The organism is Oceanobacillus bengalensis, from assembly GCF_003628445.1.
GTDB lineage: Bacteria > Bacillota > Bacilli > Bacillales > Amphibacillaceae > Oceanobacillus > Oceanobacillus bengalensis.
Genome location: NZ_RBZO01000010.1, coordinates 1 through 21,615, shown reverse-complemented (window position 1 = coordinate 21,615; position 21,615 = coordinate 1). Strand labels below are relative to the sequence as shown.

The 21,615-nt window shown below is 35.2% G+C and carries 21 protein-coding genes, 3 pseudogenes and 2 riboswitches; of the genes and pseudogenes, 12 read left to right on the top strand and 12 right to left on the bottom strand.

From position 1 onward, the window contains the following. Positions 1–12: 12 nt before the first annotated feature. The 8 genes and pseudogenes from D8M05_RS08010 to D8M05_RS07975 form a co-directional block, all read right to left on the bottom strand. Positions 13–906 carry a patatin-like phospholipase family protein gene (locus tag D8M05_RS08010; protein WP_121130451.1) on the bottom strand — a complete coding sequence of 298 codons (894 nt, stop codon included), beginning with the start codon at positions 904–906 and terminating at the stop codon, positions 13–15. Positions 907–983: 77 nt separating this feature from the next. Next, the gene (gene mntR / locus D8M05_RS08005; protein ID WP_121130449.1) at positions 984–1,403 is read right to left on the bottom strand and encodes a transcriptional regulator MntR; all 420 of its coding nucleotides are present in this window, start codon (positions 1,401–1,403) and stop codon (positions 984–986) included. Positions 1,404–1,790: 387 nt separating this feature from the next. Further along, positions 1,791–3,809, bottom strand: coding sequence for an alpha/beta hydrolase family protein (locus tag D8M05_RS08000; RefSeq protein ID WP_121130448.1), 2,019 nt, complete (start codon positions 3,807–3,809; stop codon positions 1,791–1,793). Between the two features lie 408 nt (positions 3,810–4,217). After that, positions 4,218–5,336: pseudogene (locus D8M05_RS07995) on the bottom strand (vitamin B12-dependent ribonucleotide reductase); the annotation flags it as partial. Between the two features lie 234 nt (positions 5,337–5,570). Next, positions 5,571–6,215 (bottom strand): annotated as a pseudogene (locus tag D8M05_RS07990) (vitamin B12-dependent ribonucleotide reductase); the annotation flags it as partial. 241 nt (positions 6,216–6,456) lie between these two features. After that, positions 6,457–6,963 (bottom strand): endonuclease domain-containing protein, encoded by a 507-nt coding sequence (locus D8M05_RS07985; protein WP_121130444.1) that lies wholly within the window; start codon positions 6,961–6,963, stop codon positions 6,457–6,459. Continuing rightward, positions 6,964–7,344, bottom strand: coding sequence for a hypothetical protein (locus tag D8M05_RS07980; protein ID WP_121130442.1), 381 nt, complete (start codon positions 7,342–7,344; stop codon positions 6,964–6,966). It abuts the gene before it with no gap. Between the two features lie 126 nt (positions 7,345–7,470). Continuing rightward, positions 7,471–8,265, bottom strand: a pseudogene (locus D8M05_RS07975) (ribonucleotide reductase N-terminal alpha domain-containing protein); the annotation flags it as partial. Positions 8,266–8,629: 364 nt separating this feature from the next. Between D8M05_RS07975 and D8M05_RS07970 the strand changes: the two are divergent. Then, entirely contained in the window at positions 8,630–9,004 is a 375-nt protein-coding gene (locus D8M05_RS07970) for a rhodanese-like domain-containing protein (protein ID WP_121130440.1), read from the top strand. A gap of 48 nt (positions 9,005–9,052) precedes the next feature. Here D8M05_RS07970 and gcvPB read toward each other — a convergent pair whose 3' ends face one another. Genes gcvPB through gcvT form a run of 3 tightly spaced genes read right to left on the bottom strand, consistent with a single transcriptional unit; the run spans position 9,053 to position 12,983 of the window. Then, positions 9,053–10,513, bottom strand: coding sequence for an aminomethyl-transferring glycine dehydrogenase subunit GcvPB (gene gcvPB / locus D8M05_RS07965; RefSeq protein WP_121130438.1), 1,461 nt, complete (start codon positions 10,511–10,513; stop codon positions 9,053–9,055). Next, positions 10,506–11,855 (bottom strand): aminomethyl-transferring glycine dehydrogenase subunit GcvPA, encoded by a 1,350-nt coding sequence (gene gcvPA / locus D8M05_RS07960; protein WP_121130436.1) that lies wholly within the window; start codon positions 11,853–11,855, stop codon positions 10,506–10,508. The genes gcvPB and gcvPA overlap by 8 nt, the downstream gene beginning before the upstream one ends. A 12-nt stretch (positions 11,856–11,867) precedes the next feature. After that, positions 11,868–12,983, bottom strand: coding sequence for a glycine cleavage system aminomethyltransferase GcvT (gene gcvT / locus D8M05_RS07955; protein WP_183072733.1), 1,116 nt, complete (start codon positions 12,981–12,983; stop codon positions 11,868–11,870). A gap of 79 nt (positions 12,984–13,062) precedes the next feature. Next, positions 13,063–13,148, bottom strand: a riboswitch (glycine riboswitch). Between the two features lie 3 nt (positions 13,149–13,151). Then, positions 13,152–13,241, bottom strand: a riboswitch (glycine riboswitch). A 132-nt stretch (positions 13,242–13,373) separates the two neighbouring features. Here gcvT and D8M05_RS07950 point away from each other — a divergent pair. Both D8M05_RS07950 and D8M05_RS07945 read left to right on the top strand, forming a co-directional pair. After that, positions 13,374–15,026, top strand: a complete 1,653-nt coding sequence (locus tag D8M05_RS07950; RefSeq protein ID WP_121130432.1) for a DEAD/DEAH box helicase — start codon at positions 13,374–13,376, stop codon at positions 15,024–15,026. Then, a complete protein-coding gene (locus D8M05_RS07945) occupies positions 15,013–15,789 on the top strand; it encodes a YqhG family protein (RefSeq protein ID WP_121130430.1) in 777 nt (258 codons plus the stop codon). The genes D8M05_RS07950 and D8M05_RS07945 overlap by 14 nt, the downstream gene beginning before the upstream one ends. 28 nt (positions 15,790–15,817) lie before the next feature. On the opposite strand, the gene D8M05_RS07940 is transcribed toward D8M05_RS07945, so the two are convergent. Further along, positions 15,818–15,994, bottom strand: a complete 177-nt coding sequence (locus D8M05_RS07940) for a YqzE family protein (protein WP_121130428.1) — start codon at positions 15,992–15,994, stop codon at positions 15,818–15,820. 160 nt (positions 15,995–16,154) lie between these two features. Here D8M05_RS07940 and comGA point away from each other — a divergent pair, with 160 nt between their 5' ends. The 9 genes from comGA to D8M05_RS07895 all read left to right on the top strand — a co-directional run bounded on the left by comGA (position 16,155) and on the right by D8M05_RS07895 (position 21,163). Then, a complete protein-coding gene (comGA, locus tag D8M05_RS07935) occupies positions 16,155–17,162 on the top strand; it encodes a competence type IV pilus ATPase ComGA (protein ID WP_121130426.1) in 1,008 nt (335 codons plus the stop codon). Then, on the top strand, positions 17,128–18,177 hold the full coding sequence (gene comGB, locus D8M05_RS07930) for a competence type IV pilus assembly protein ComGB (protein WP_121130424.1): 1,050 nt from the start codon (positions 17,128–17,130) through the stop codon (positions 18,175–18,177). Before comGA ends, comGB begins: the two co-directional genes overlap by 35 nt. A 13-nt stretch (positions 18,178–18,190) precedes the next feature. Further along, the gene (gene comGC / locus D8M05_RS07925; protein WP_121130422.1) at positions 18,191–18,514 is read left to right on the top strand and encodes a competence type IV pilus major pilin ComGC; all 324 of its coding nucleotides are present in this window, start codon (positions 18,191–18,193) and stop codon (positions 18,512–18,514) included. After that, the gene (comGD, locus tag D8M05_RS07920) at positions 18,498–18,932 is read left to right on the top strand and encodes a competence type IV pilus minor pilin ComGD (RefSeq protein ID WP_183072732.1); all 435 of its coding nucleotides are present in this window, start codon (positions 18,498–18,500) and stop codon (positions 18,930–18,932) included. Before comGC ends, comGD begins: the two co-directional genes overlap by 17 nt. Next, positions 18,922–19,257, top strand: a complete 336-nt coding sequence (locus D8M05_RS07915) for a hypothetical protein (protein WP_121130418.1) — start codon at positions 18,922–18,924, stop codon at positions 19,255–19,257. The genes comGD and D8M05_RS07915 overlap by 11 nt, the downstream gene beginning before the upstream one ends. Next, the gene (locus D8M05_RS07910; protein ID WP_121130416.1) at positions 19,205–19,651 is read left to right on the top strand and encodes a competence type IV pilus minor pilin ComGF; all 447 of its coding nucleotides are present in this window, start codon (positions 19,205–19,207) and stop codon (positions 19,649–19,651) included. Before D8M05_RS07915 ends, D8M05_RS07910 begins: the two co-directional genes overlap by 53 nt. Further along, positions 19,623–20,009 (top strand): competence type IV pilus minor pilin ComGG, encoded by a 387-nt coding sequence (locus tag D8M05_RS07905; protein WP_121130414.1) that lies wholly within the window; start codon positions 19,623–19,625, stop codon positions 20,007–20,009. Before D8M05_RS07910 ends, D8M05_RS07905 begins: the two co-directional genes overlap by 29 nt. Before the next feature lie 139 nt (positions 20,010–20,148). Then, a complete protein-coding gene (locus D8M05_RS07900) occupies positions 20,149–20,850 on the top strand; it encodes a helix-turn-helix transcriptional regulator (protein ID WP_121130412.1) in 702 nt (233 codons plus the stop codon). A 70-nt stretch (positions 20,851–20,920) separates the two neighbouring features. After that, positions 20,921–21,163: a DUF2626 domain-containing protein gene (locus D8M05_RS07895; RefSeq protein WP_121130410.1), complete on the top strand. Its 243-nt coding sequence runs from the start codon at positions 20,921–20,923 to the stop codon at positions 21,161–21,163. The last annotated feature ends 452 nt before the right edge of the window (positions 21,164–21,615 follow it).

Here is a 21,615-nt window from a genome sequence, read left to right as displayed (position 1 = left end):
GCTCAGTCTTTTTTATTTTGGCCAATATTTCAGAAAGTTGTCTGCATGTTCTTTGCCAACTTCAAATAAATAATCCTTTGTTTCTTGCTTTATATGAAAGTTTACTGTATCCACATCTTCTACAGGGACGAAGATAATATTATTCTTATCACTTTTTGAAATGTAGCGAGCGTCATGAGCCTGCTTCATTGTAGCAAAGAGTGCAGTAAACATGTCAATAGCATTTTTTATCTCTCGTGGTTGATTTTTAGCATCCTTGGACCCAGAAAATTTAACCCCTATTACAGGACGAGTGTCTATATTATCTTCATTCGAAAATAACCACATCGGAAAGTTACTTAACAGCCCGCCATCTACAATGATACTCTTTTTTTTGGTTTTTCCTGGAAGTTTTTTTGGCATAAAGAAATATGGAAAACCTGCGCTCATTCTTACAGCCTTCGACACTGGAAAATGCTTGGGATTTATTCCGTAGATTTTCTGAAGATCATCTGGGATTACAACGAGCTTCCCTAAAGATAAATCACTTACAACTACTTTCAGATATCCTTCTCTAATATCATGAAATGTGTAGATCCCTTTCCTTGCTAGTTGTTGATATAGCCAGTTTTCCAGTTTATCTCCCTTATTAATACCTAACTGAAAATATAAGAAAATCCATTTGCTAAAAGGGAGGAACTTTGTTAACTTCGGAGGGTCTAAAAATTGGTTTAAATCTAATTCATTAATTAATGTTGTGATATCATCCATTTTATAACTTGCTGCAACAAATGAAGCAACAATCGCCCCAGCTGATGTACCTGCGACTCGCTCTAGGCTTAAGTTATTTTCCTCAAAGCTTTTTAATACGCCAACGAATGCAAATGCCTTCATACCACCACCAGAAAAAACACCATCAATTTTCATGTGTCCTCCCCTTATACGTTAGATATATCTATTCTAAGTATAAGAAAGGAAAATTAGAACTTAACCTTTGAAAAAGACTAGTCTTCTTCTTGGATCCGTACTTTTTTTAATTCATTCATTCGCTTTTCATCTGCTTTAAAGTAATTCACAAGATCGCCAATTCGATCAATAGAATTCCAGCTTAAGTGGTGTTCAATGCCTTCAACATCACCATATATGTTTTCCTCTTCCACACCAATAATTCCAAGAAATTCTTCTAATAATTCATGCCTAAAAACCAAGCGCTCTCCAATTTTTTTCCCTTTTGAGGTTAAAACAAAGCCTCTATATTTTTCGTAATTCAAATAATCATCTTTATCCAACTTCTGAATCATCTTTGTGACAGAAGATGGATGTACTTCAAGTGTTTCAGCGATATCAGCTACACGTGCAAAGCCTTTTGTATCCATTAATATATATATTTGTTCTATATAATCTTCCATGCTTGGTGTTGGCATTGCCATCCCTCATTTCGAAAAATATTTATATGCGTACAAAATTGTTTCTCATTAAAAGGATACAGGAAATGGGAACGATAGACAAGTTATTACACAGGAGAAGAAACCAACCCTATTTATGTTAGCAGTAGCTTCAAAATAAAGTTTAATGAAAAAACTTCTGAGAAACTAATGACTGAAATCTTTCTTCCACCATTACCACATAAATAAAGCCGCTGCATGATACAGCGACTTTATTTACGATTATAATAAAATTTGTAATGCATCTTTTACGGAAGTTGGTTTTGACCTAGAAGCATTTCTAAGTCAATATAGTATTAAAGGCTAAATAAGAAAAAAAGCTTCCTTATGAAGACTGTTTCATCCCTTATGTTTCCAATTTATTAATCATAAAACCCTAAAGTCTTTCTTACCTTCTCCAAGCATATAGTGTGAAAACCACATCAAATTCTGCTTCATAATAGCCACATTGATCCCTGGCTGGTCTGAACTATAGGCCATTCCTTTAAAGATAACTAAATCCGTTTCAACTTCCATATCTCTTAATCCTTGATATAGCTCATAAGCATTTACAGTTGGAATTCTTGCATCCATTTCACCATGTTGGATTAAAGTGGGAGTACAGGCTGATTTAATATATGTCATTGGTGAAGTTTTAGTATATATCTCTGGGTCATTCCATGGATTTTCTCCTAAATACATCCTAATAAAGTAAGGTATATCTGTATTTACATAATGGGTACTCCAATTCGTAATTCCGCCTCCAACTGAAATAGCTTTAAATCTACTACTAAATGTAGAACAGAAAGCTGAGATATATCCCCCATTACTCCATCCCATAACCCCAACTCTATTCTTATCTGCAATCCCTATGTCAACTAGTTTATCCACCCCAGATATAACATCTTCGTAGTCAGCAATTCCCAGTTTTCGATAATTTGCTTTCAAGAATTCATTACCATAACCAGAACTTCCCCTGTAGTTTGGTTCTAAAACGATAAAGCCTTTTTCGATAAACTGTTCAATAGGATATTTCTCATTAAAACAATCTGAGAATATCGGAAAGGACGCCCAAGCCGGACCACCATGGATTACAACTAATAAAGGATATTTGTTATTTGCGTCAAATTCTAATGGAGTTGATAAAACGCCCTCTATTTCAAGACCATCACTACTTTGCCATGAGATTATTTCCCTGTTACTTTTAAGCTTTCCTTTGAAAAAGCTATTTTCATTCGTTATTTTTTTATCACCTAAATAGATTTCAAAGTTTTCATTTGTTCTAGCCTTAATATAGGATATATGATTTCCATCCCTTGTTATAGAAGCATCCATTATAAAGCTATCCGCTTTTTCGCTTAACATTTCCACAGTGCCATTCTCGGATAACAACCCAATAAGATAATTCGTTTTATTTTGCCATCTAATTAAAATTCCTTTATCTGTCCACCGCAATGGAATAACCGTACTATCAAAATCTGTTAAAGGTTGAATGACCTCTCCATTTTTAATATCGTATATCTCTATTGTACTGTCTTGTATATGGGTCTGATAGTAATCCTTCTCCCTTATACTTGCTGAATAACATATTTTGCTGCCATCAGGAGAAAAGCAGACACTCTCTCCCAACAACTTATCTATATGCATCTTTTGGAGCTCTCCAGCTTTAATATCTAGTATGTATAGGTCTCCATTAATAAAATCTTCCATATTTGGGCTTGGTGTAGCCATTAATACAACCTTTTTCCCATCATTTGAAACATCAAATTCATGGATATGAAAATCTCTACCATCAGTTAATTGATATACAACGCTATTTGATTGTTCATATTTATTTTTACCAGCAGCACTATCAGGATTTTCCAGGTATTCATCTTTATTCTTTTGTAACACTTTTTTTATGCCAATGTAATATAAACAATTATTCCGATATTCCTTACCTATATGATGGAAATCTCCGTATCGTTCCTTACGTTTCTTTATCGTCTCAGATTCTTTTGACTGTGTAACATAATAAAAACCCTTGCCAGCAGGCTCCCATTTGAATTTACTGACCCCTTCTTTCTCATCAGTAATTTGAACCCGACCATAACCATCTATTGACTTAACAAAGATTTGATTTTTCTTATTATCCCCGTCACCAACTGGGCTAAGGTATGCGATATCTCTAGAATCTGGAGACCATAATGGATATGTACTTTCTATATCCCTAGTTGTTAATGGGGAACACTGCCCCTTATCTTTTTCATATATCCATACATGATTCCTATATTTATTGTCTTTCCAGTTAGCTAATCTTTTGACAAATGCTATTCGTTTGCCATCATCACTTATATTTGTACCTGATAAGGTTGGCAATGAGATAATTTCTTCTATACTTAGATATGTTTTTTCATTCATTTCCATTAATAAACTCCCCCCTCGTAACAATATTCAAATCAGTATAATCAAAAAACTAATTTATCATTTCTTGTTACGTACTAGTTAATGACATAAATAAGCCAATTTTAATTCCTATAGAAGAAATGGACACATGCTGACATGACTTATCATTTTAAAATTATCATTTATTCAAGCGCTTACTAATTAGTGTGTTCTTGAAATTCTAACAGGCTTTTCAAGCGTCAATAATTCTGGATAATTTTTTTATTCTCCCATAATATTCATCATCCCTTAAAGCTAAATCCACTAGTAAATTATTTTGAGTAATTTTTCAGAAACATATAAAAAATAACCTCTTACGGAAATCATACCGAAGAGGTTACTTTTTATCAAACTTTAATTCAAAGCCATAGTTGGCTCATTTTGTTCTTTTTATAATCCACACTTTAATTGTGCAGAACAACTTGTACATGTATTGCATCCACCGATGTCTTCCACCGTACCTTGTCTGCAAACCGGACAAGTATTACCAACTTCAGAACCAATTGTTACACTTGTCTTATCTAGTTCTTGAACGGTATCTACCAATACAACCTTTGGTTTATCGGCATCAGGGAATAATTCTGTTTGCTCAAAGGTATTTTCTTCTGCTTTAAGCGTAAGAACTTGTGTATCTCGACTTCCGTCAACATAAACCGTTCCACCTTTAGCTCCACCTTTGTATAATCGTTCATAAACACTTTGTACTTGTTCCACAGTATAGCCCTTAGGTGCATTTACTGTTTTTGAGATTGAACTATCCACCCAGCGTTGGATCACACATTGTGTATCAGCATGTGCTTCTGGTGGTAAATCCATTGATGTAATAAACCAATGTGGTAGGTTAGTAGAATCTACTTCAGGATGTTCATCAAGATATTCTTGTACGATATCCGCTTTTACCTCCATAAACTTCCCTAACCTTCCACTACGGTAGTAAGAGAAGGAATAATATGGCTCAAGTCCTGTACTCACTCCGACCATTGTACCAGTGCTTCCCGTTGGCGCAACAGTTAATAAATGCGAGTTACGGATACCGAATGCTAAGATGTCCTGTCTAATATCTTCAGGCATTTTCTTCATATATCCAGTATTAATAAAAGCTTCACGTAATTGTTTTGTTTCTTCGTCTGTTTTACCTACCAAGAATGGAAAACTGCCTTTTTCTTTTGCTAATTCGATTGAAGTACGATACGCAGTAGTTGCGATTACCTCAAATATTTGGTCCACAAGTATATTTCCTTCTTTTGAGCCGTATTCAGATTCTGTGTAAATTAATAAGTCATGAAGTCCCATTACACCTAATCCAACGCGTCTTTCACCTAATGCTTGTTTTTCATTCTCTTCTAAAAAGTATGGTGTTGCGTCAATAACGTTATCTTGCATCCGTACACCAATATTTACGGTCTCTTTTAATTTTTCAAAGTTTACCGTTTTTGTTTCTTTGTTCGCCATTTCAGCAAGATTTACTGCTGCAAGGTTACAGACACTGTATGGTGCTAAGGGTTGTTCCAATATTTGTTATCTCAAAGGCTTTTTATCCTTTGATTCTTACACTTGTTTTTCGTGTAAGTTCAGCATACATTTTCACTTTTATAGTGCTGCGGCCTCGTGCTCGGATTATATCTTTTCACCGAGTATGCGTTGCCCCTGACTATGGTTCCCATAGCCTTCGGTTCGGATTAGCAATTTCAGCCTTCCCGCTTCATTCCGCAGTTTTTAACGTGAGGCAAACTTTGCGACTTTACCACACGGGTTTGTTGCAACTACTTGTTGACCATAGCTTTTAGCGTTTGTCATATCATTCGCATTGTCGATGTAGAAGATTCCTGGCTCAGCTGAATATGTTGCACATACATTAATCAATCGCCATAGTTCTTTCGCTTTAATCTTACGATAAACTCTAACACCATAGCCCATATCTTCCCACTGACGAACATCTCCAACTTCATGCCACTGGTCATTATATACCTTCATTTCTTCTTCCGTGTAGTTCTCTACATCCGGAAAACGAAGGTCATAGTGATCATCGTTTTCAACAGCTTCCATAAATTCCTTGGTGATACAAACAGAAATATTTGCTCCTGTCAAAAAGTCAGGGTTATGAACAGAGTACGTTCCACCTGTATTAGACTTTTCTTCCGCTTCCCGTATGGCAGCATCTGTAAAGCCTCCCTGACCAGGAATGCTTCTATAATTGAGAATACCTTGGTATAGATCTTCTTCTGTGTTTGTTAAAGGTGTGAATTTTAATTTCTCCTGTGCAAGTTTTTTAATTTGTTCATCTTCTGTATTTTCTATTAAGTACCGAAGAATTCTCGGATTTTGCATTTTCGATATAATAAATTCAATGATATCAGGATGAGAATCCACTAACATAATCATTTGAGCCAATTTGTTGTGCTGAATCGTTAGTTCAGCTCTCTAAGTCACCTTAGAGTTCAGACCATATCTTACACCCATTGTTTTGAGTGTCCTCGCACTTCGGGGTCACTTGATCCCTACTCTACTCACTTCCACTTATTAAGTGTGCTTTCGATGGTCGTTGAACCTTCTCCATTTCAAAGGAGCTTGGCTGCTGATTGTCTTTATCCCCTTGTTGTTTTCATGCATTCACGCTTACCGTTTCCAGTTACGTTGTAGCCAACAAGTCATGTATGATGCGTCTGACATTCTCAAAGTTATTTAAAATGTCATCTTCCCAAAAACGTATAATTCGATATCCATTTTTTTTAGCTATCTCATTTTTTACCTTATCTATTTTTATCCTTTCAATTTGCCAATTCGCTGGTTTAGGATAAAATTTAGGATTAGCATGCCAGTAATCACCATCACATTCGATGATTATATTAAATTCTTTTAATACAAAATCAAATTGTCGTTTTTCTAAAATAAATGAATACTGATAATCCACCTTTATTTCTTGCAAATAATTTTCCAGTATTCTTTCAATATTAGTTTTTTGGAAAACTTGATCTTCCATTTGTTTTAGAGTAGCGGCACGAATTTTGTCGAGGGTTTCCTCAGTATATACTCCTGTTTTACCACTATTCCAAGAAGGAGTTTGATTTTTTCTTCTTGTCTTTGCAGTTTTCAAAATGATGTTGTTGAAGTGTTTGCTTTTAACTTCATCACTCATTTATTTATGCCAGGCTGCTGCTTTCATTGATCTAAGCTTACTAGCACAAGAATCACTACAAGTTTTTGTTGATCTGTGAGGTCTAGTGCTGGTATCAAATTTAGTACCGCACAAAACGCACACAAGTGGCTCCCCTTTACTACTACAGGAAGTACTACAGTATTTTTTAGGTTTCCCTCTATTTAGTCCTACAGTGCCATCACAAAGCTCATAAGAACAATTCAAGTCTTCGGGTTCATAAAAATGAGCAATTAGATAACTTTCTAATGTCAATCCATGTTCATTTTTTAGATGTGATGTAAACCAGCCTTGCTTATTATGAGATATTATAAAACCACAAATTTTACATTCTTGGGATTCCTTCGCATCATATGGTTTCATGCTATTCCACCTCTAGTTTTATTAATTTTATTATATCAAACTTAGATGTTCTTGAGCATTTTTAACCATAAAGATTTCCCAGCAATTCACGAGGTTTTTTATAGACGAGGCACATTATGCTACTCTACCACGTCTTGACCCACCTTGTTCTACCAAATGAGTCAATTTAGCAATATCATCTAACCATGAGACAGAACCAGAAGACTTTCCGTTTACACCTCTAGCAATGGTGTTTCTTGGTCGTAGAGTCGAACCATTAGTTCCAACGCCTCCACCTCTACTCATAATTTCCATGACTTTTTTACGATGATCTGATATACCTTCACGAGAATCTTTTACATAAGGCATGACATAGCAATTAAAATATGTTACATCTGTCTTTGCACCTGCACCATAGAGGACCCTACCGGCAGGGATAAAATTCAAGTCAGAAAGCTCTTTATAAAAAGCATCAAATGATTTTCTTCGTTTATCTTCTGTTTTTTCGACACTTGATAACCCAGTCGCATTTCTCTTTGCTATTTGTTCATAGAAAAGTTCAAGTGGTTTATCAATGGTATCCAATGAACGCGTTACAATTCCGGATGCTGCTTCCACCTCATCATCTAGAACATGCAAATAATCCGTATCAACTTGAACCCTTGCTTCCTTCTTATCCCAATCGATTGACTGGATAAATCCTAGCCCTCTTGCAGGAAACTTTGGGTCTGCTTTTACGGTTAAAACGACGAAATCGCCAACCTTTAGTGTTTTCTTCGTTGTGTCTTTAAAAGAATAACGGTCTAGCATAACTAATCTCGAAACACCTTTATGTGTAAGTTTCATATCTCCTGTTATTGGATGGACCGCATCAAACGCTTCTATATCTTTATTAAGTGATTCTATGTTGATCGGATTCCTTTCCTCGACAACAATTGACATTAAATCGCTCCCTTTTCCCATTTAAATATTACATGTTGTAAACATATGTGGTACTATTACAATATCACAGGAATAAGAGTCTTACAACATATTGTGCTTATAAAAACACAAAATACTATATATTGTGTCGAGAACGAGAATTACTCTTTTTGTCAAGTAAGAAATTCTGCGAAATATGATGTAATTGGAAGATAATAGAAATGAATATAAACTATCTTTTATAATATTAACTTTTTTGAGATTTGATATTTTAAAATTCTTTGCTTCTACCTATTTATCTTATTTTAGAGAAAAAACTTTAAAAAACTAGCCATTCACCATATAATAAATGTTGATGTAAATCAGAAAAACGGGGGAAATAAAAATGGAATTCTTAATTATAGCAATCCTAGTTCTACTCGCAGTTGGGATTTTTCGTTATTACAGACAGCGTAACTATTTAAAAGTTCTAACAGAAAGTGAGTTTGTGAAAGGATATCGAAAAGCCCAACTAATTGATGTTCGTGAGCCTCAAGAATTTGAGCGTGGACATATACTTGGAGCGAGAAATATACCAGTTACACAAATGAAGCAAAGACTAATTGAAATGCGAAAAGATAAACCTGTGTATCTATACTGTCAAAGTGGTTCACGTTCTGCTAGAGCAGCACAATTATTGCATAAAAAAGGATATCAAGATATCTACCAGTTAAAAGGTGGATTTAAAAAATGGACTGGTAAAATAAAATCAGGAAAATAAATATTAAAAAAATATGACCTAAGGTTTTTTAGCCTTAGGTCATATTTTTTATGCTTTTTCATATCGTAAAATTGGTTTCCTTGCTGCCGTTGTTTCATCCATTCGCTTCACTATTGTATGATGTGGCGCTTCTTGTACCACTTCAGGATTGTCTTCTACTTCCTTGGCAATTGTTATCATCGTATCAATAAAACCATCTAACGTTTCCTTTGATTCTGTTTCAGTTGGCTCAACCATCATTGATTCCTCGACATTAAGAGGAAAATAAATGGTTGGTGGATGATAGCCAAAATCAAGTAGTCGCTTCGCAATATCTAGTGTACGGACACCAAGCTTCTTCTGTCTTCTACCTGATAGTACAAATTCATGCTTACAATGCTGCTGAAAAGGTAAGTCATATGCTTTCTCTAGTTTACGCATCATGTAGTTTGCGTTAAGTACTGCATATTCACTAACTTTCTTGAGTCCTTCTGCTCCCATTGTACGAATGTACGTATAGGCACGTAAATTAATCGCAAAGTTCCCATAGTAAGGCTTAACCCGTCCAATTGACTGTGGTCGATCATAATCAAACATATATTTATCGTCTTTATGAACAATTACTGGTTTTGGTAGAAACGGCACGAGTTCCTCCGAAACACCGACAGGACCTGATCCGGGACCACCGCCACCATGTGGACCTGTAAATGTTTTGTGTAGATTTAGATGAACAGCATCAAATCCCATATCCCCCGGACGAGCGTATCCCATGATTGCATTCAAATTAGCTCCATCATAGTATAGCTTTCCTCCAGCACCATGAACGATATCTGCCATTTCTAGTATTTCTGTTTCAAATAATCCCAAAGTATTTGGATTCGTTAACATGAGCGCTGCCGTATCAGGACCAACCACTCTTTTTAGATCTTCTAAGTCCACTAGTCCATTTTCATTGGATTTGACAGTAACTGCTTCAAATCCTGCAACAGCTGCAGAGGCTGGATTCGTACCATGTGCAGAATCAGGAACAATGACTTTTGTACGTGCATAATCACCATTTGCTTCATGGTAAGCACGGATCATCATGAGTGCTGTCCATTCTCCGTGCGCACCAGCAGCTGATTGTAAAGAAATCTCATGCATTCCTGTAATTTCTTTTAGTGCGGTCTGTAAATCATATAACATTTCCATCGCACCTTGTACGGTGTTTGGATCTTGATATGGATGGACATGACTAAAACCTTCCAACCTCGCCACATCTTCGTTAATTTTTGGATTATATTTCATCGTACAGGAGCCAAGTGGGTAAAAACCAGAGTCCACACCATAGTTCCGATTAGAAAGCCCTGTATAATGTCGCATGATATCTAATTCGCTTAATTCTGGTAGTTCAGCTGGATTTTTTCGGATATAGGCTTCCTCTAGCTCGTTCTCAATGTCATATGCTGGCACATCTAAATCTGGTAAACTATAACTTGTTCTTCCTTCTTTACTACGCTCAAAAATTAATGGAAAATCTTGATTAGCCATTGATATCCCCCAATTCTTTTACAAATTGATCGATTTCTTCCTTCGTACGAATTTCTGTTACAGCAACTAACATATGATTCTTAAGTTCTGGATAAGCGGTACTTAAGTCATAGCCGCCAATGATTCCTTTATCAAGTAGATGTTCATTTACAGTTGAAATTGGTGCATTGAGCTTAACAACAATCTCATTGAAGAATGGATTCTGGAAAACAACTTCAACATTCTCCTTTTCCAGTCTTTCTTTCGCATATCTAGCCTTTTGCATATTTAATTTAGCCATTTGTACCAATCCATGCTTTCCTATTGAGCTCATCGCTACAGAACTGGCAAGTGCATTTAACGCTTGATTAGAACATATATTTGATGTTGCTTTTTCTCTTCGTATATGTTGTTCTCTTGCTTGTAATGTCAGAACATAACCACGAACACCATTTTCGTCCTTTGTTTGTCCTACAAGTCTTCCAGGTACTTTTCGCATCAGCTTTTTCGTTGTTGCAAAATATCCACAATGGGGACCACCAAATTGTGCTGGTATACCAAACACTTGTGTATCTCCAACAACAATATCAGCACCAAATTCGCCAGGTGGTGTTAAAAATCCTAGAGCAAGCGGATTACTCGATACAATAAACATGACGTTTTTTTGACCCTTAATGATATTATTTATTTTATCTAGTGGCTCGATTTGACCAAAGAAATTAGGATATTGAATGACAACACTTGCTATATCTCCGTCTATTTCCCTCTCTAACTGGTTGAAATCTGTTAATCCATCTACAGACTCAATTTCAAAAATTTCTAAACCTTGACCTTTCGCGTAGGATTCTATTACAGCGCGTGATTCAGGATGAACGGCTTTTGACAATAAAATTTTCTTCTTTTTCGTGTGTGCTGCACTCAAGTTAACCGCTTCAGCTAGAGAAGTACCACCATCATACATAGATGAGTTTGATACAGGCATACCTGTCAATTCGGAAATCATCGTTTGAAATTCAAATATAGCTTGAAGTTCACCTTGAGAGATTTCTGGTTGATATGGCGTATATGCTGTATAGAACTCAGACCTTGAAATCACGTGGTCTACAACTGATGGAATAAAATGATCATAGACGCCCGCTCCTAAGAAAGAACTGTATTCTTTCAAATTAACATTTTTGTTCGCCATTTCGGTTAATTCTTTTTTTAATTGATATTCGTTTTTCGGTTTTTTTAAATTTAATGCACCATTAACTCTTACTTCACTTGGAATATCCGAAAACAAATCCTCTGTAGATGTAACCCCAATCGCATCTAACATTTCTTGTTTATCTGTTTCCGTCATTGGTAGGTAACGAAATTCCATCCAAGTTCCTCCTCACTTTTTTCGTTTATAAAATGGTGTAGCCACTACTTTTGCTGTTAATTTCCGTTTTCTCACTTGAACATTCAATTCTTCGCCGATATTCGCATATTCCGATTGAACCAATGCCAAACCAATATTCTTCTGTAATGTTGGCGATTGTGTTCCTGTCGTGATAAAGCCAATCTCCACATCTTCCTTATACACAGCATATCCATGACGTGGTATTCCTTTGTCAACCATTTCTAAACCAATTAGTTTACGCGAAGGCCCTTCATCTAACTGTTTCTTCAAGGCTTCTTTTCCAATAAAGTCACTATCCTTATGTATTTTTACTGCAAAACTTAATCCTGCTTCGATTGGAGAAATATCCTCTGACAATTCTTGACCATACAATGCCAAATTTGCTTCAAAGCGTAAAGTGTCCCTAGCTCCTAACCCGATTGGCTCTAGCCCGAAATCTTTTCCAGTTTCTAAAAGAAGGTTCCATAACTTTGCACCGTCTAAATAATGAATGTAAATTTCAAACCCATCTTCACCAGTGTACCCTGTACGTGATACAAGCGCTGGTGATTCTACGTTAGAAAACGTAACATGACTTTCAAATCGAAAAGGTCTTATGTTTGATAATGGAGTCTCTGTTAGTAGCTGCAAAATTTCCTCTGCTTTTGGTCCTTGTAATGCCAACTGGACATAATCACTGGATACATTTTCAATATTTACTTCTTCATCTTGAAATTCATTTTTTTCAATTAACCATGCAAAATCTTTATCCGTGTTTGCCGCATTTACTACGAGTAGGTAATCATTTTCAGCTAGTTGGTAGATGATTAAATCATCTACTGTACCACCATTATCGTTACACATGAACGTATAAAGCGCCTTCTTTGGTTCTAAATTTGAGATATCATTCGTTGTTAACTTTTGCAAGAAATGAAAGCTCTTTGGCCCGGTTACTTTTATTTCTCCCATATGCGATACATCGAATAAACCCGCTTTTTCACGTGTCACTTCATGCTCCTGTTTAATGCTAGAAAATTGTACAGGGAGATCCCACCCACCGAAATCAATCGTTTTGGCACCGTACTTCTCATATTCTGGGAATATTGGTGTTCTTCTTAACTCTTCCACATCATCCACTCCTTCATTAGAAAAATACATTAAAAATAGCAGAAAAAAAGACAGAGATTTCCCTTAATTAAAGAGAAATCTCTGTCCTTATACCAGAAAGTTGCGTATTTGTAATATACAAATACTTGCTTCGTAGGCGGTTTACTGAATAAACACTCTCCAGAGTTGCGTCCTACAAGAGTCTTTTTGCCTGAGAGATTCGCTTTCCACTTGCTCCTTCGGCGTTACTAAACTAGTAAGCTCTCCCCTTGTAATCATCCGCATTATATGAATTTTATTGGATATACTAACTATCAAGTAAAAATGCCTTCATTTTATCTGAATTATAACACAACAAAATGAATAGGTATATTGAAATTAAAATTATCTTACTAAAAAAGGAAGTATCATATGCATTCTATTCAACTAAAAAAGGATTCGACATTTATACAAAATTTAGAATCAGTAATTGAAAAGGAAGGTTCTTTCTCTAATTGGGAGCTTTTTTCAGCTGCATATGAAGCTGAACTCACAACCATTACTCCTACCTTTAAGGGATTACGTGCCCTAGAATATCTTCCGCACGTAGAATTTCTTGACCATCAAATTAGTGCTGCAGAGCAAGCAATTGAAAGTATGCATGGTCGAGCTATTTTAGCGGATGAAGTTGGGTTAGGTAAGACAATAGAAGCGGGACTAATATTAAAGGAATATATGGTGCGTGGTTTAGTAAAGAACGCACTTATTCTAGTTCCTGCATCCCTCGTATCACAGTGGGTAAGAGAGTTAAATGAGAAGTTCTACATTCCGGCAGTAGCCCATCGAAAAAATTATAATTGGAATCAAAATGTGATTATTTCATCCTTAGATACGGCTAAACGGCCTCCACATCGTGAAAACATCTTAGAGATAGAATATGACTTCATCTTAATTGATGAGGCACATAAACTAAAAAACCATAAAACAAAAAACTATGAATTTGTTCGAGCATTAAAAAAGAAATATTGTTTACTGTTAACAGCAACACCTGTTCAGAATCGTCTAATTGAGATTTTTAACCTTATTTCAATTTTAAAACCTGGTCATTTAGGTAACTATGATTCCTTTTTAGAGAATTACGGGAAAGATAGAAAGAATATAAAACAAGATGCCTACCTTAAGCAATTAATACAGAAAGTAATGATTCGTAATACAAGGCAAAATACGGAGCTAAATAATACGAAACGAAATATTGAAACGGTATGGGTTGAATTTACAGAAGAAGAAAGGTCTGCATATCAAAGTCTTGAAACAGCAACAGGGCCGTTCTCATCCTTTTCAAAGATTACATATTTAAGAGAACTTTGCTCTTCTCGAGAAGCTTGTTATCTATCCTTAAAAAAAGTAATGGACGAAAATAAACAAGAAAAAATCCTACAGCCAATTGTAGACCAGATTGGTCAATTACCACACCATGCAAAAGCACAACGAGTGGTTGAATTAATGAAAAAAATTGGTGATGAAAAAGTTATCATTTTTACCGAATATAGGGCCAGTCAACTTTATCTTCAATGGATCTTACAGCAACATGGCATCAAATCGGTACCTTTCCGCGGAGGCTTTAAACGGAGCAAAAAAGACTGGATGAAACAGCTATTTGAAAATCATGTACAAGTACTAATTGCTACAGAAGCTGGTGGTGAAGGGATTAACTTACAATTTTGCAGTCACTTAATTAATTATGATCTACCGTGGAATCCAATGCGACTGGAGCAACGAATAGGTCGTATCCACCGATATGGACAAAATAAGGACGTTCACATTTATAATTTCGCTATCAGGGATACAATTGAAGAACATATTATGACATTACTGTATGAAAAGATTAATTTATTCGAACAAGTAATTGGAAATCTTGACGCTATCCTAGCAGAGCTAAACATCGGTAGTATGGAAACGGAACTAGAAACAATCTACGCTGAATCCACATCTGTTGGGGAAGTGAAAATAAAATTAGATAATCTTACAAGTATTATCAGGCATTCATTAACGAACAATGAGGAGGAGAACTATGGCTATAGCTAACTTAAATCAATTTCTACATGATTATTTCTCATTTCATCATTGTGAAATTATCGAAAATAATGACGGCGTATTACGCGTACAATTAACAGAGGAAATGGACAGAGCATTGATGAATCGACCATTCTATTGGCATTATGTAAAAAAAATGGGAAACAAAGGCGAGCCGATGAAACTTACACTTATAACAAACCCAAACAAACGTGAGGAAGAAAAAGGTGAGTGGATACACTTTGGAAGTCCTAGGTTACACCAACTCATTAATCATTTGAAAGAAAATGAAAAGTACACAAAACTCTTTCAGAAGATTAATGTAACACATAATACGGCATTATATCCATGGTTAGTTGTGAATATAAAGGTAAGTTACAAAGGGAAATATAAAAAAGACGAAGTGATCTCAATCGGACTTCACCTCGTAAATGGAAAAATGAGATTAGAGATGATGGACCATTTAAAAGAAATCCCTTTACAATCTACTATAAGTGATTATTGTTATACCATTTCCCCACTTATAAAGCTGCAAAGTGGTTATCTGAGAATAGAAAAGGTTATTTCTAATTATATAGAAAACCAAGAACATACTTGGGCTGAAGAATCCCTACATGCTTTAAATGAAGAATTAAATACATTGAGACATTTTTATCATGCAGACGACAATGAAGAGCAAATGAATAAAGAAATAGAGGAAATTAAAGAAAGATATCAGCCAGTAATTTCCTTTGAGGTTATTAATGGTGGGATTTTCTATCTTGCAGAATCTTAAAGAAACAAAAATAGCAGTGCATGCACTGCTATTCTGCTTTCTTTCGTATTGATTTTAGTACAAAAGGTAAAACCCCAAGCCAATAATTAGAGACTCCATAGGAAACTTTCTGTTCTAATTTACGCTTCTTTCTTTCTTCCCTCGGCCTGTCCAAGTAAGTAACAAATTGCTCTGTCATAAATTTAATATAATCGTTACCTGACATCCTATTCACCTCATTATTTCTACTTATGTATAGGCTTAACAGAAAGGCCAAAGTCTATCCCTTATAAATTTATAAATTATTTTCATTAAAAAGAAGGAATTTGTTTAATTATGTCGAATATTTTAGTATATAACTAACGATAAAAGGAGCTGAACATTTCGTGAACACCACTTCTTCCCTATCAAGGGATTTAGTTAAGGCAGCCATTAAGCTTGAAACCTCAGATATTCATTTCTACCCTTCCCGACAAGAAACAAATATTTACTTCCGAATACACGGTAAGCGAACATTCCATAGGGCCATTAGCCATTCACAGTATCAATCCTTATTAACTTACTACAAATTCACCTCTGGAATGGATATAGGTGAGACAAGAAAACCGCAAAACGGCGCATACCACTTTAGGGACAATCATCATCTATTTTCACTACGATTGTCTACACTCCCTATAAACCACATGGAAAGTCTTGCCATACGCATCCTACCACAAACGGAAAAACTAACACTTCATAACTTATTTTTATTTCCATACCAGGTTAATAAATTAAAAAAACTAATATCAAACCAGTCAGGAATTATTCTGTTCACCGGTCCGACTGGAAGCGGAAAAACTACTGCATTGTACGCATTAATTGAAACAATCCTCAAAGAGAACTCCTATCAAACCATCACACTTGAAGACCCTATTGAAAAGGACATTCATGATATTTTGCAAGTACAAATTAATGAAAAAGCAGGCATTACCTATCAAACAGGGTTAAAAGCTGCACTTAGACATGACCCGGATATGATTATGATTGGAGAAATCCGAGATAAATATACAGCACAATTTGCTTTCGAAGCGGCATTAACAGGACATCTTGTATTTAGTACATTACACGCTAAAAATGCAACAGGAACAATTCATCGTCTACTGGAAATGGGTATTAAACAAGTTGATTTGCTACAATCATTAATCGCCGTTGCTTCGATTCAGTTGCTTCCAATAGAGCGTGGAAATCTGGTGACTAGAAGAGCAGCTATTCTAGAGATATTAGAAGGTGAAGTGTTGGAAAAAGCAGTGAAGGGAGGTGAAATATATGACACTTACCAATTTGATACATTTGAAAAAATAAGAAAGAAGGCCTTTGCGTATGGATTTATCACTGAAGAAATTTATACAACGTAAACAAATCATTAAAAAAGAAAACCAATTACGATTTTTAAACTTGTTTCTACGCTTGTTAAAGAATGGTTACCCAACCCTTGACGCATTAGAAGCAATGAAATGGGACAAGTCCCTGCTGAAACCAGCAAACGAAATTATTCATGCGCTAAAAGCAGGAGAAACGATCGATGAAGCCTTCGAGAAAGCTGGTTTCCATCCAACCATCACTTCCTTTTTATATTTTGTTAAAGTAAACAGTGACTTACAAGGGAGTATAGAACAGTGCATCATCATGTATAAACAACGATTAACGAACACGAAAAAATTACAACAAATTTTAAGGTATCCACTCTTCTTATTTATTATTTTTTTCTTGCTCATTTATTTCTTAAATCAAACAATCCTCCCTTCCTTTGTCGATCTTTTTCAAGGAAATGAAGATTCCAGTTCTACGGTTGTCCTATCAATGTATATCATTGATGTCGTAAGCACCTTCCTGTTCATCCTGTTACTATTTGTCATTGTTTTTATTTTTGTTTGGAAATTAATAAAACAAAGAATTCCAATCGAAACCCAAATAAAAATTTACAAACAAATTCCAGTCTACAGGAAATTCATAACAGCATACACTTCCTATTTCTTCGCAACACACTTTAGTTCCCTTCTAAAAACGGGTATGTCTATTAAAGAAATCCTACACCAGATGGCTAATCAACAGAAATTACCTATCCTATCACATTATTCCTTCATCATGATTGAACGTCTCACAAATGGTGTGCATATTTCTGGCGTAATTTCTAGTTTTACACTACTCGAAAAGCCCCTCACCACGATTTTCCAAAAAAACACCGATGCATATTTTTTAGAGAAGGATTTAGTTGTCTATGCGGAACTACAATTAGAAGAAATAGAGAACAAAATACTAAGAGCAATCACATTCATTCAACCGATCATTTTTATAGTACTAGGTATATTTGTTATTTTTATTTATGTCGCATTAATGTGGCCTATGTTCCAATTAATGAATACCATCTAAAAGGAGAATTACGATGAATAAATTAAAGAACAATAATGGGTTCACTCTTGTAGAAATGCTAATTGTCTTGATGATCATATCCGTGTTAATCATTTTAATCGTTCCGAACTTAAGTGGACAAAGTTCCGCAATAAATGAGAAAGGATGCGATGCTTTAACTTCCATGGTTCAAGCACAAGTTGATGCATATTATATCGAGCATCATGCGTATCCAGGGGACCTAGATGATCTAGTTGAGGCTGGTTTTATTAAAGAGGAGCAAAAAGTTTGCCCTAATGGACAGACGATTACACTAAATGAAGGGGCAGTTGGAATTTCTGGTGTCAACAATAATTAAGGTGCGAAACGGATTTACACTAGTTGAAGTACTATTTGTGCTTACGATTCTATCAATATTATTACTATTCACTCCGAAGCCCAATCTGACTAGCCTTAACAATATACATGTACAGCAATTCTTCAAGGTATTGCAATCGGATGTGTTATATGCACAAACACTCACACCAACATCTAAATATAACATTCGTATACGGTTTTATGCGGATAAATATGTGGTCTACGATGATAACATCATACTTGAGACTAGAAACTATCCTAAGGGATTATCCGTTGACACAAGAACAAACGATACATTTGAATTTTCAAACGCTGGGACAATTAAGAATCCAAGAGCAATCATTTTCGCAACAAAAGATGTCGAATATCGGATTGTTTTCCCGTTTGGTAAAGGGAGGTTCTATATTCATGAAAATTAATGGATATTCTTTCGTAGAAGTATTAATTGGAACAGTAATACTTTTTACTGTAATTACAACCATCGGACCCATAACCAGTCAACTATTTAAAGAGCAAGCCATTTTAAGTGACAGACGGATAATTATATATACGTTACATGATGAGTTGCAACCGTATCTTGCGGATAAGCACATGATACCCATGTCGTTAAAAAAGAATATAAATGGCAAAAACGTATTCCTTATGTTCATAGATGAAAATAATTATATGAAAGGATGTGCAACGTGGAAGAATGCTAGAGAAAAACAGGAAACAACCTGCTTATATGGCATGCCAGCAACATGAACGTGGATTTACATTCATTACCCTACTTTTTACGCTTAGCATAATCATTATCATGTCGCCATTTTTGGGATATTTACTTCGCTCGGTAGAATATACTTCTAATTACGATGAAACCTCTGTCTATCAATTTTTTTACTTTCTTAGGAATGAAGTGATTAAATCAACGGATGTAACTGTACACGATGAAGAACTGATATTAACACAAGATCCAGTTATCGCTAAGTTTAACCAATACGAAGATGTTGTTCGAAGACAAGTAAATGGTAGTGGCCATGAAATCTATTTAAGAGATGTTGAGACAATAACCTTTCAGGATTCACCATTTGGTGTACGTGTTCGTGTTACAAATATACAGGGAGATACGTATGAAAAAACCATCATCCATTATCCGTAATGAACAAGGTTTTATATTACCTTATATACTATTTGTTGTGGTTATCATACTAATGATTGTCAAAACAAATATCGAGATTTACCAGAATGAATTAGAGATTACAGAAAGACAAATAGAACAGATTAAAGCAGAAACCTTATTTCAGATGGCACGTACAATGGTTATCGATGAATTAGAAAAAGATCGTAATATTCCTTCTAGTGGAATGTCGTACGATTTCCCAAATGGATCCGTCCATGTAATAATCAATACAAAATCAGATACTGAGTTACAATTACTATTTAAGATCGTTTTAAGCAAAACACAATATACGTTTGAAATTCTAGATACCATTGTACTTGAACGTTCAATATTGTAATGCAATCACAACCCACCTTTGTCTAAATTACGTAAAGAGCGTTTAAATATGTATAATTTATAACAATTAACTGGAGTTTGCCTTTTTAATTACTTTTTCTATTATAATTATGGTAATAAACATTCGAGAGGTGCTGAATATGGAACAGACACTTAGAGTTACAAATGTATTAAGTGATCCAACAAGATACCATATTTACCAATATTTAATTGAGAAACATAAAGAGGTGAATGTCACAGAAATTGCAAAGAAATTCGAGATTCATCCAAATGTTGCGAGATTACACCTGTCAAAATTAGAAGACGTAAATATGATTATTTCATATTCACAAAAGACAGGAAAAGGTGGAAGACCTAGTAGATTATACCGTTTATCAGACAATGTAATTGAGCTTAATTTCCCGCATCGTGATTATAAACTCCTTTCTACCATCGTATTAGAATCATTAATGGATATGGGGCAAGCGGGCAAAGAAGCGTTATATAAGACCGGTAAGAAATACGGAAAAGAAATAGTTAAAAATTACTACCACGGGAATATCGAATTACTAAATCTAACAGAAAAAATTAATATCCTAGAGGATGCCTCAGCAATGTTAGGTTTATATTCGAACTTCCACTACAATGAAGTGGAAAATACAATTCATTTCGATGTAAACAATTGTCCGTTCAAAGAAATTGCTTCTACCAATCATGAAATGATTTGTGATATGCATCATTCATTCATTAAGGGAATGTTTGAGACGTTATTTATGGATATTGAGCTAATAACGGAAGAGAATATGTTTGAGCATAATTGTGAAAACTGCTCGTATAAGGTAAATCTACTCGTGAATAATTAACATTTATTTACAAGAAGTGATTTCTTGTTTATAATATCAATGATAACGTTATCTAAAAGGGGGGACTCATGTGGACCGCATGTTTCGTGTTCTAGCCTTTTGGACAGGTATCTTTACAGTGATGTTCTATGTTGGTGATATGGTTGGAGCTGCACTTTTATTCCTTGTTCAAACGGTATTTTTCCTTACACTAGGTTATTTGAAATTATCAGAAAGAATGTATATGTATTTATTCGGTGCTTATTGCACAGTATTCATGATTGGTTTTACATGGTATTCAGAATTTATACTTGTACCAGGTTTTGGTCACTAATAAATAAAAAATCCTGCATTTATGCAGGATTTTTTATATTCAGGCACATTTTATAAGTTTGTTACTAATGCTAAGTAGTTGGTATAAACTGTGAAGTAAGTGAAGGGTTTTGCTTAAACATTCCGTTCCGGAAAGACACTTCGCTTTTCGCGGGCGGCTGATGAGCCCCCTTCGTGCTGACGCGAGGGCACTGAAAAACCTACGGTTTAAAAGTTTGATAAATTATTAAGTCGTAAACAATCAATAAAATGACGATTTTAATAAAAATTGAGCACTTCTATCTGAAGTTAAGGAAATATGTGCTCAATTTCCTCTCTATTTCTCCTCTTTTTCCTCTTTTTCCTTGATTAGCTTTATAATCCTCTTCATATTAACGGCAAATATCGTGGTTGCTCCTTGGATTTGCATTCCAAATAAACCCGAGCTTTTGGCTTGTTTGTACCCGTGTCTGT

Excerpts from the sequence above, each read along its gene's own strand:
- D8M05_RS07985 (WP_121130444.1), bottom strand. The coding sequence starts at position 6,963 with ATGAGTGATGAAGTTAAAAGCAAACACTTCAACAACATCATTTTGAAA.
- gcvPA (WP_121130436.1), bottom strand. The coding sequence starts at position 11,855 with ATGGAATTTCGTTACCTACCAATGACGGAAACAGATAAACAAGAAATG.
- D8M05_RS07940 (WP_121130428.1), bottom strand. The coding sequence starts at position 15,994 with ATGTCAGGTAACGATTATATTAAATTTATGACAGAGCAATTTGTTACT.
- D8M05_RS07915 (WP_121130418.1), top strand. The coding sequence starts at position 18,922 with ATGAAAATTAATGGATATTCTTTCGTAGAAGTATTAATTGGAACAGTA.
- comGC (WP_121130422.1), top strand. The coding sequence starts at position 18,191 with ATGAATAAATTAAAGAACAATAATGGGTTCACTCTTGTAGAAATGCTA.
- D8M05_RS07910 (WP_121130416.1), top strand. The coding sequence starts at position 19,205 with ATGCTAGAGAAAAACAGGAAACAACCTGCTTATATGGCATGCCAGCAA.
- D8M05_RS07970 (WP_121130440.1), top strand. The coding sequence starts at position 8,630 with ATGGAATTCTTAATTATAGCAATCCTAGTTCTACTCGCAGTTGGGATT.
- D8M05_RS07900 (WP_121130412.1), top strand. The coding sequence starts at position 20,149 with ATGGAACAGACACTTAGAGTTACAAATGTATTAAGTGATCCAACAAGA.
- D8M05_RS08000 (WP_121130448.1), bottom strand. The coding sequence starts at position 3,809 with ATGGAAATGAATGAAAAAACATATCTAAGTATAGAAGAAATTATCTCA.
- D8M05_RS07905 (WP_121130414.1), top strand. The coding sequence starts at position 19,623 with ATGAAAAAACCATCATCCATTATCCGTAATGAACAAGGTTTTATATTA.
- D8M05_RS07950 (WP_121130432.1), top strand. The coding sequence starts at position 13,374 with ATGCATTCTATTCAACTAAAAAAGGATTCGACATTTATACAAAATTTA.
- D8M05_RS07945 (WP_121130430.1), top strand. The coding sequence starts at position 15,013 with ATGGCTATAGCTAACTTAAATCAATTTCTACATGATTATTTCTCATTT.
- comGB (WP_121130424.1), top strand. The coding sequence starts at position 17,128 with ATGGATTTATCACTGAAGAAATTTATACAACGTAAACAAATCATTAAA.
- D8M05_RS07980 (WP_121130442.1), bottom strand. The coding sequence starts at position 7,344 with ATGAAACCATATGATGCGAAGGAATCCCAAGAATGTAAAATTTGTGGT.
- D8M05_RS08010 (WP_121130451.1), bottom strand. The coding sequence starts at position 906 with ATGAAAATTGATGGTGTTTTTTCTGGTGGTGGTATGAAGGCATTTGCA.
- mntR (WP_121130449.1), bottom strand. The coding sequence starts at position 1,403 with ATGCCAACACCAAGCATGGAAGATTATATAGAACAAATATATATATTA.
- gcvPB (WP_121130438.1), bottom strand. The coding sequence starts at position 10,513 with ATGGCTAATCAAGATTTTCCATTAATTTTTGAGCGTAGTAAAGAAGGA.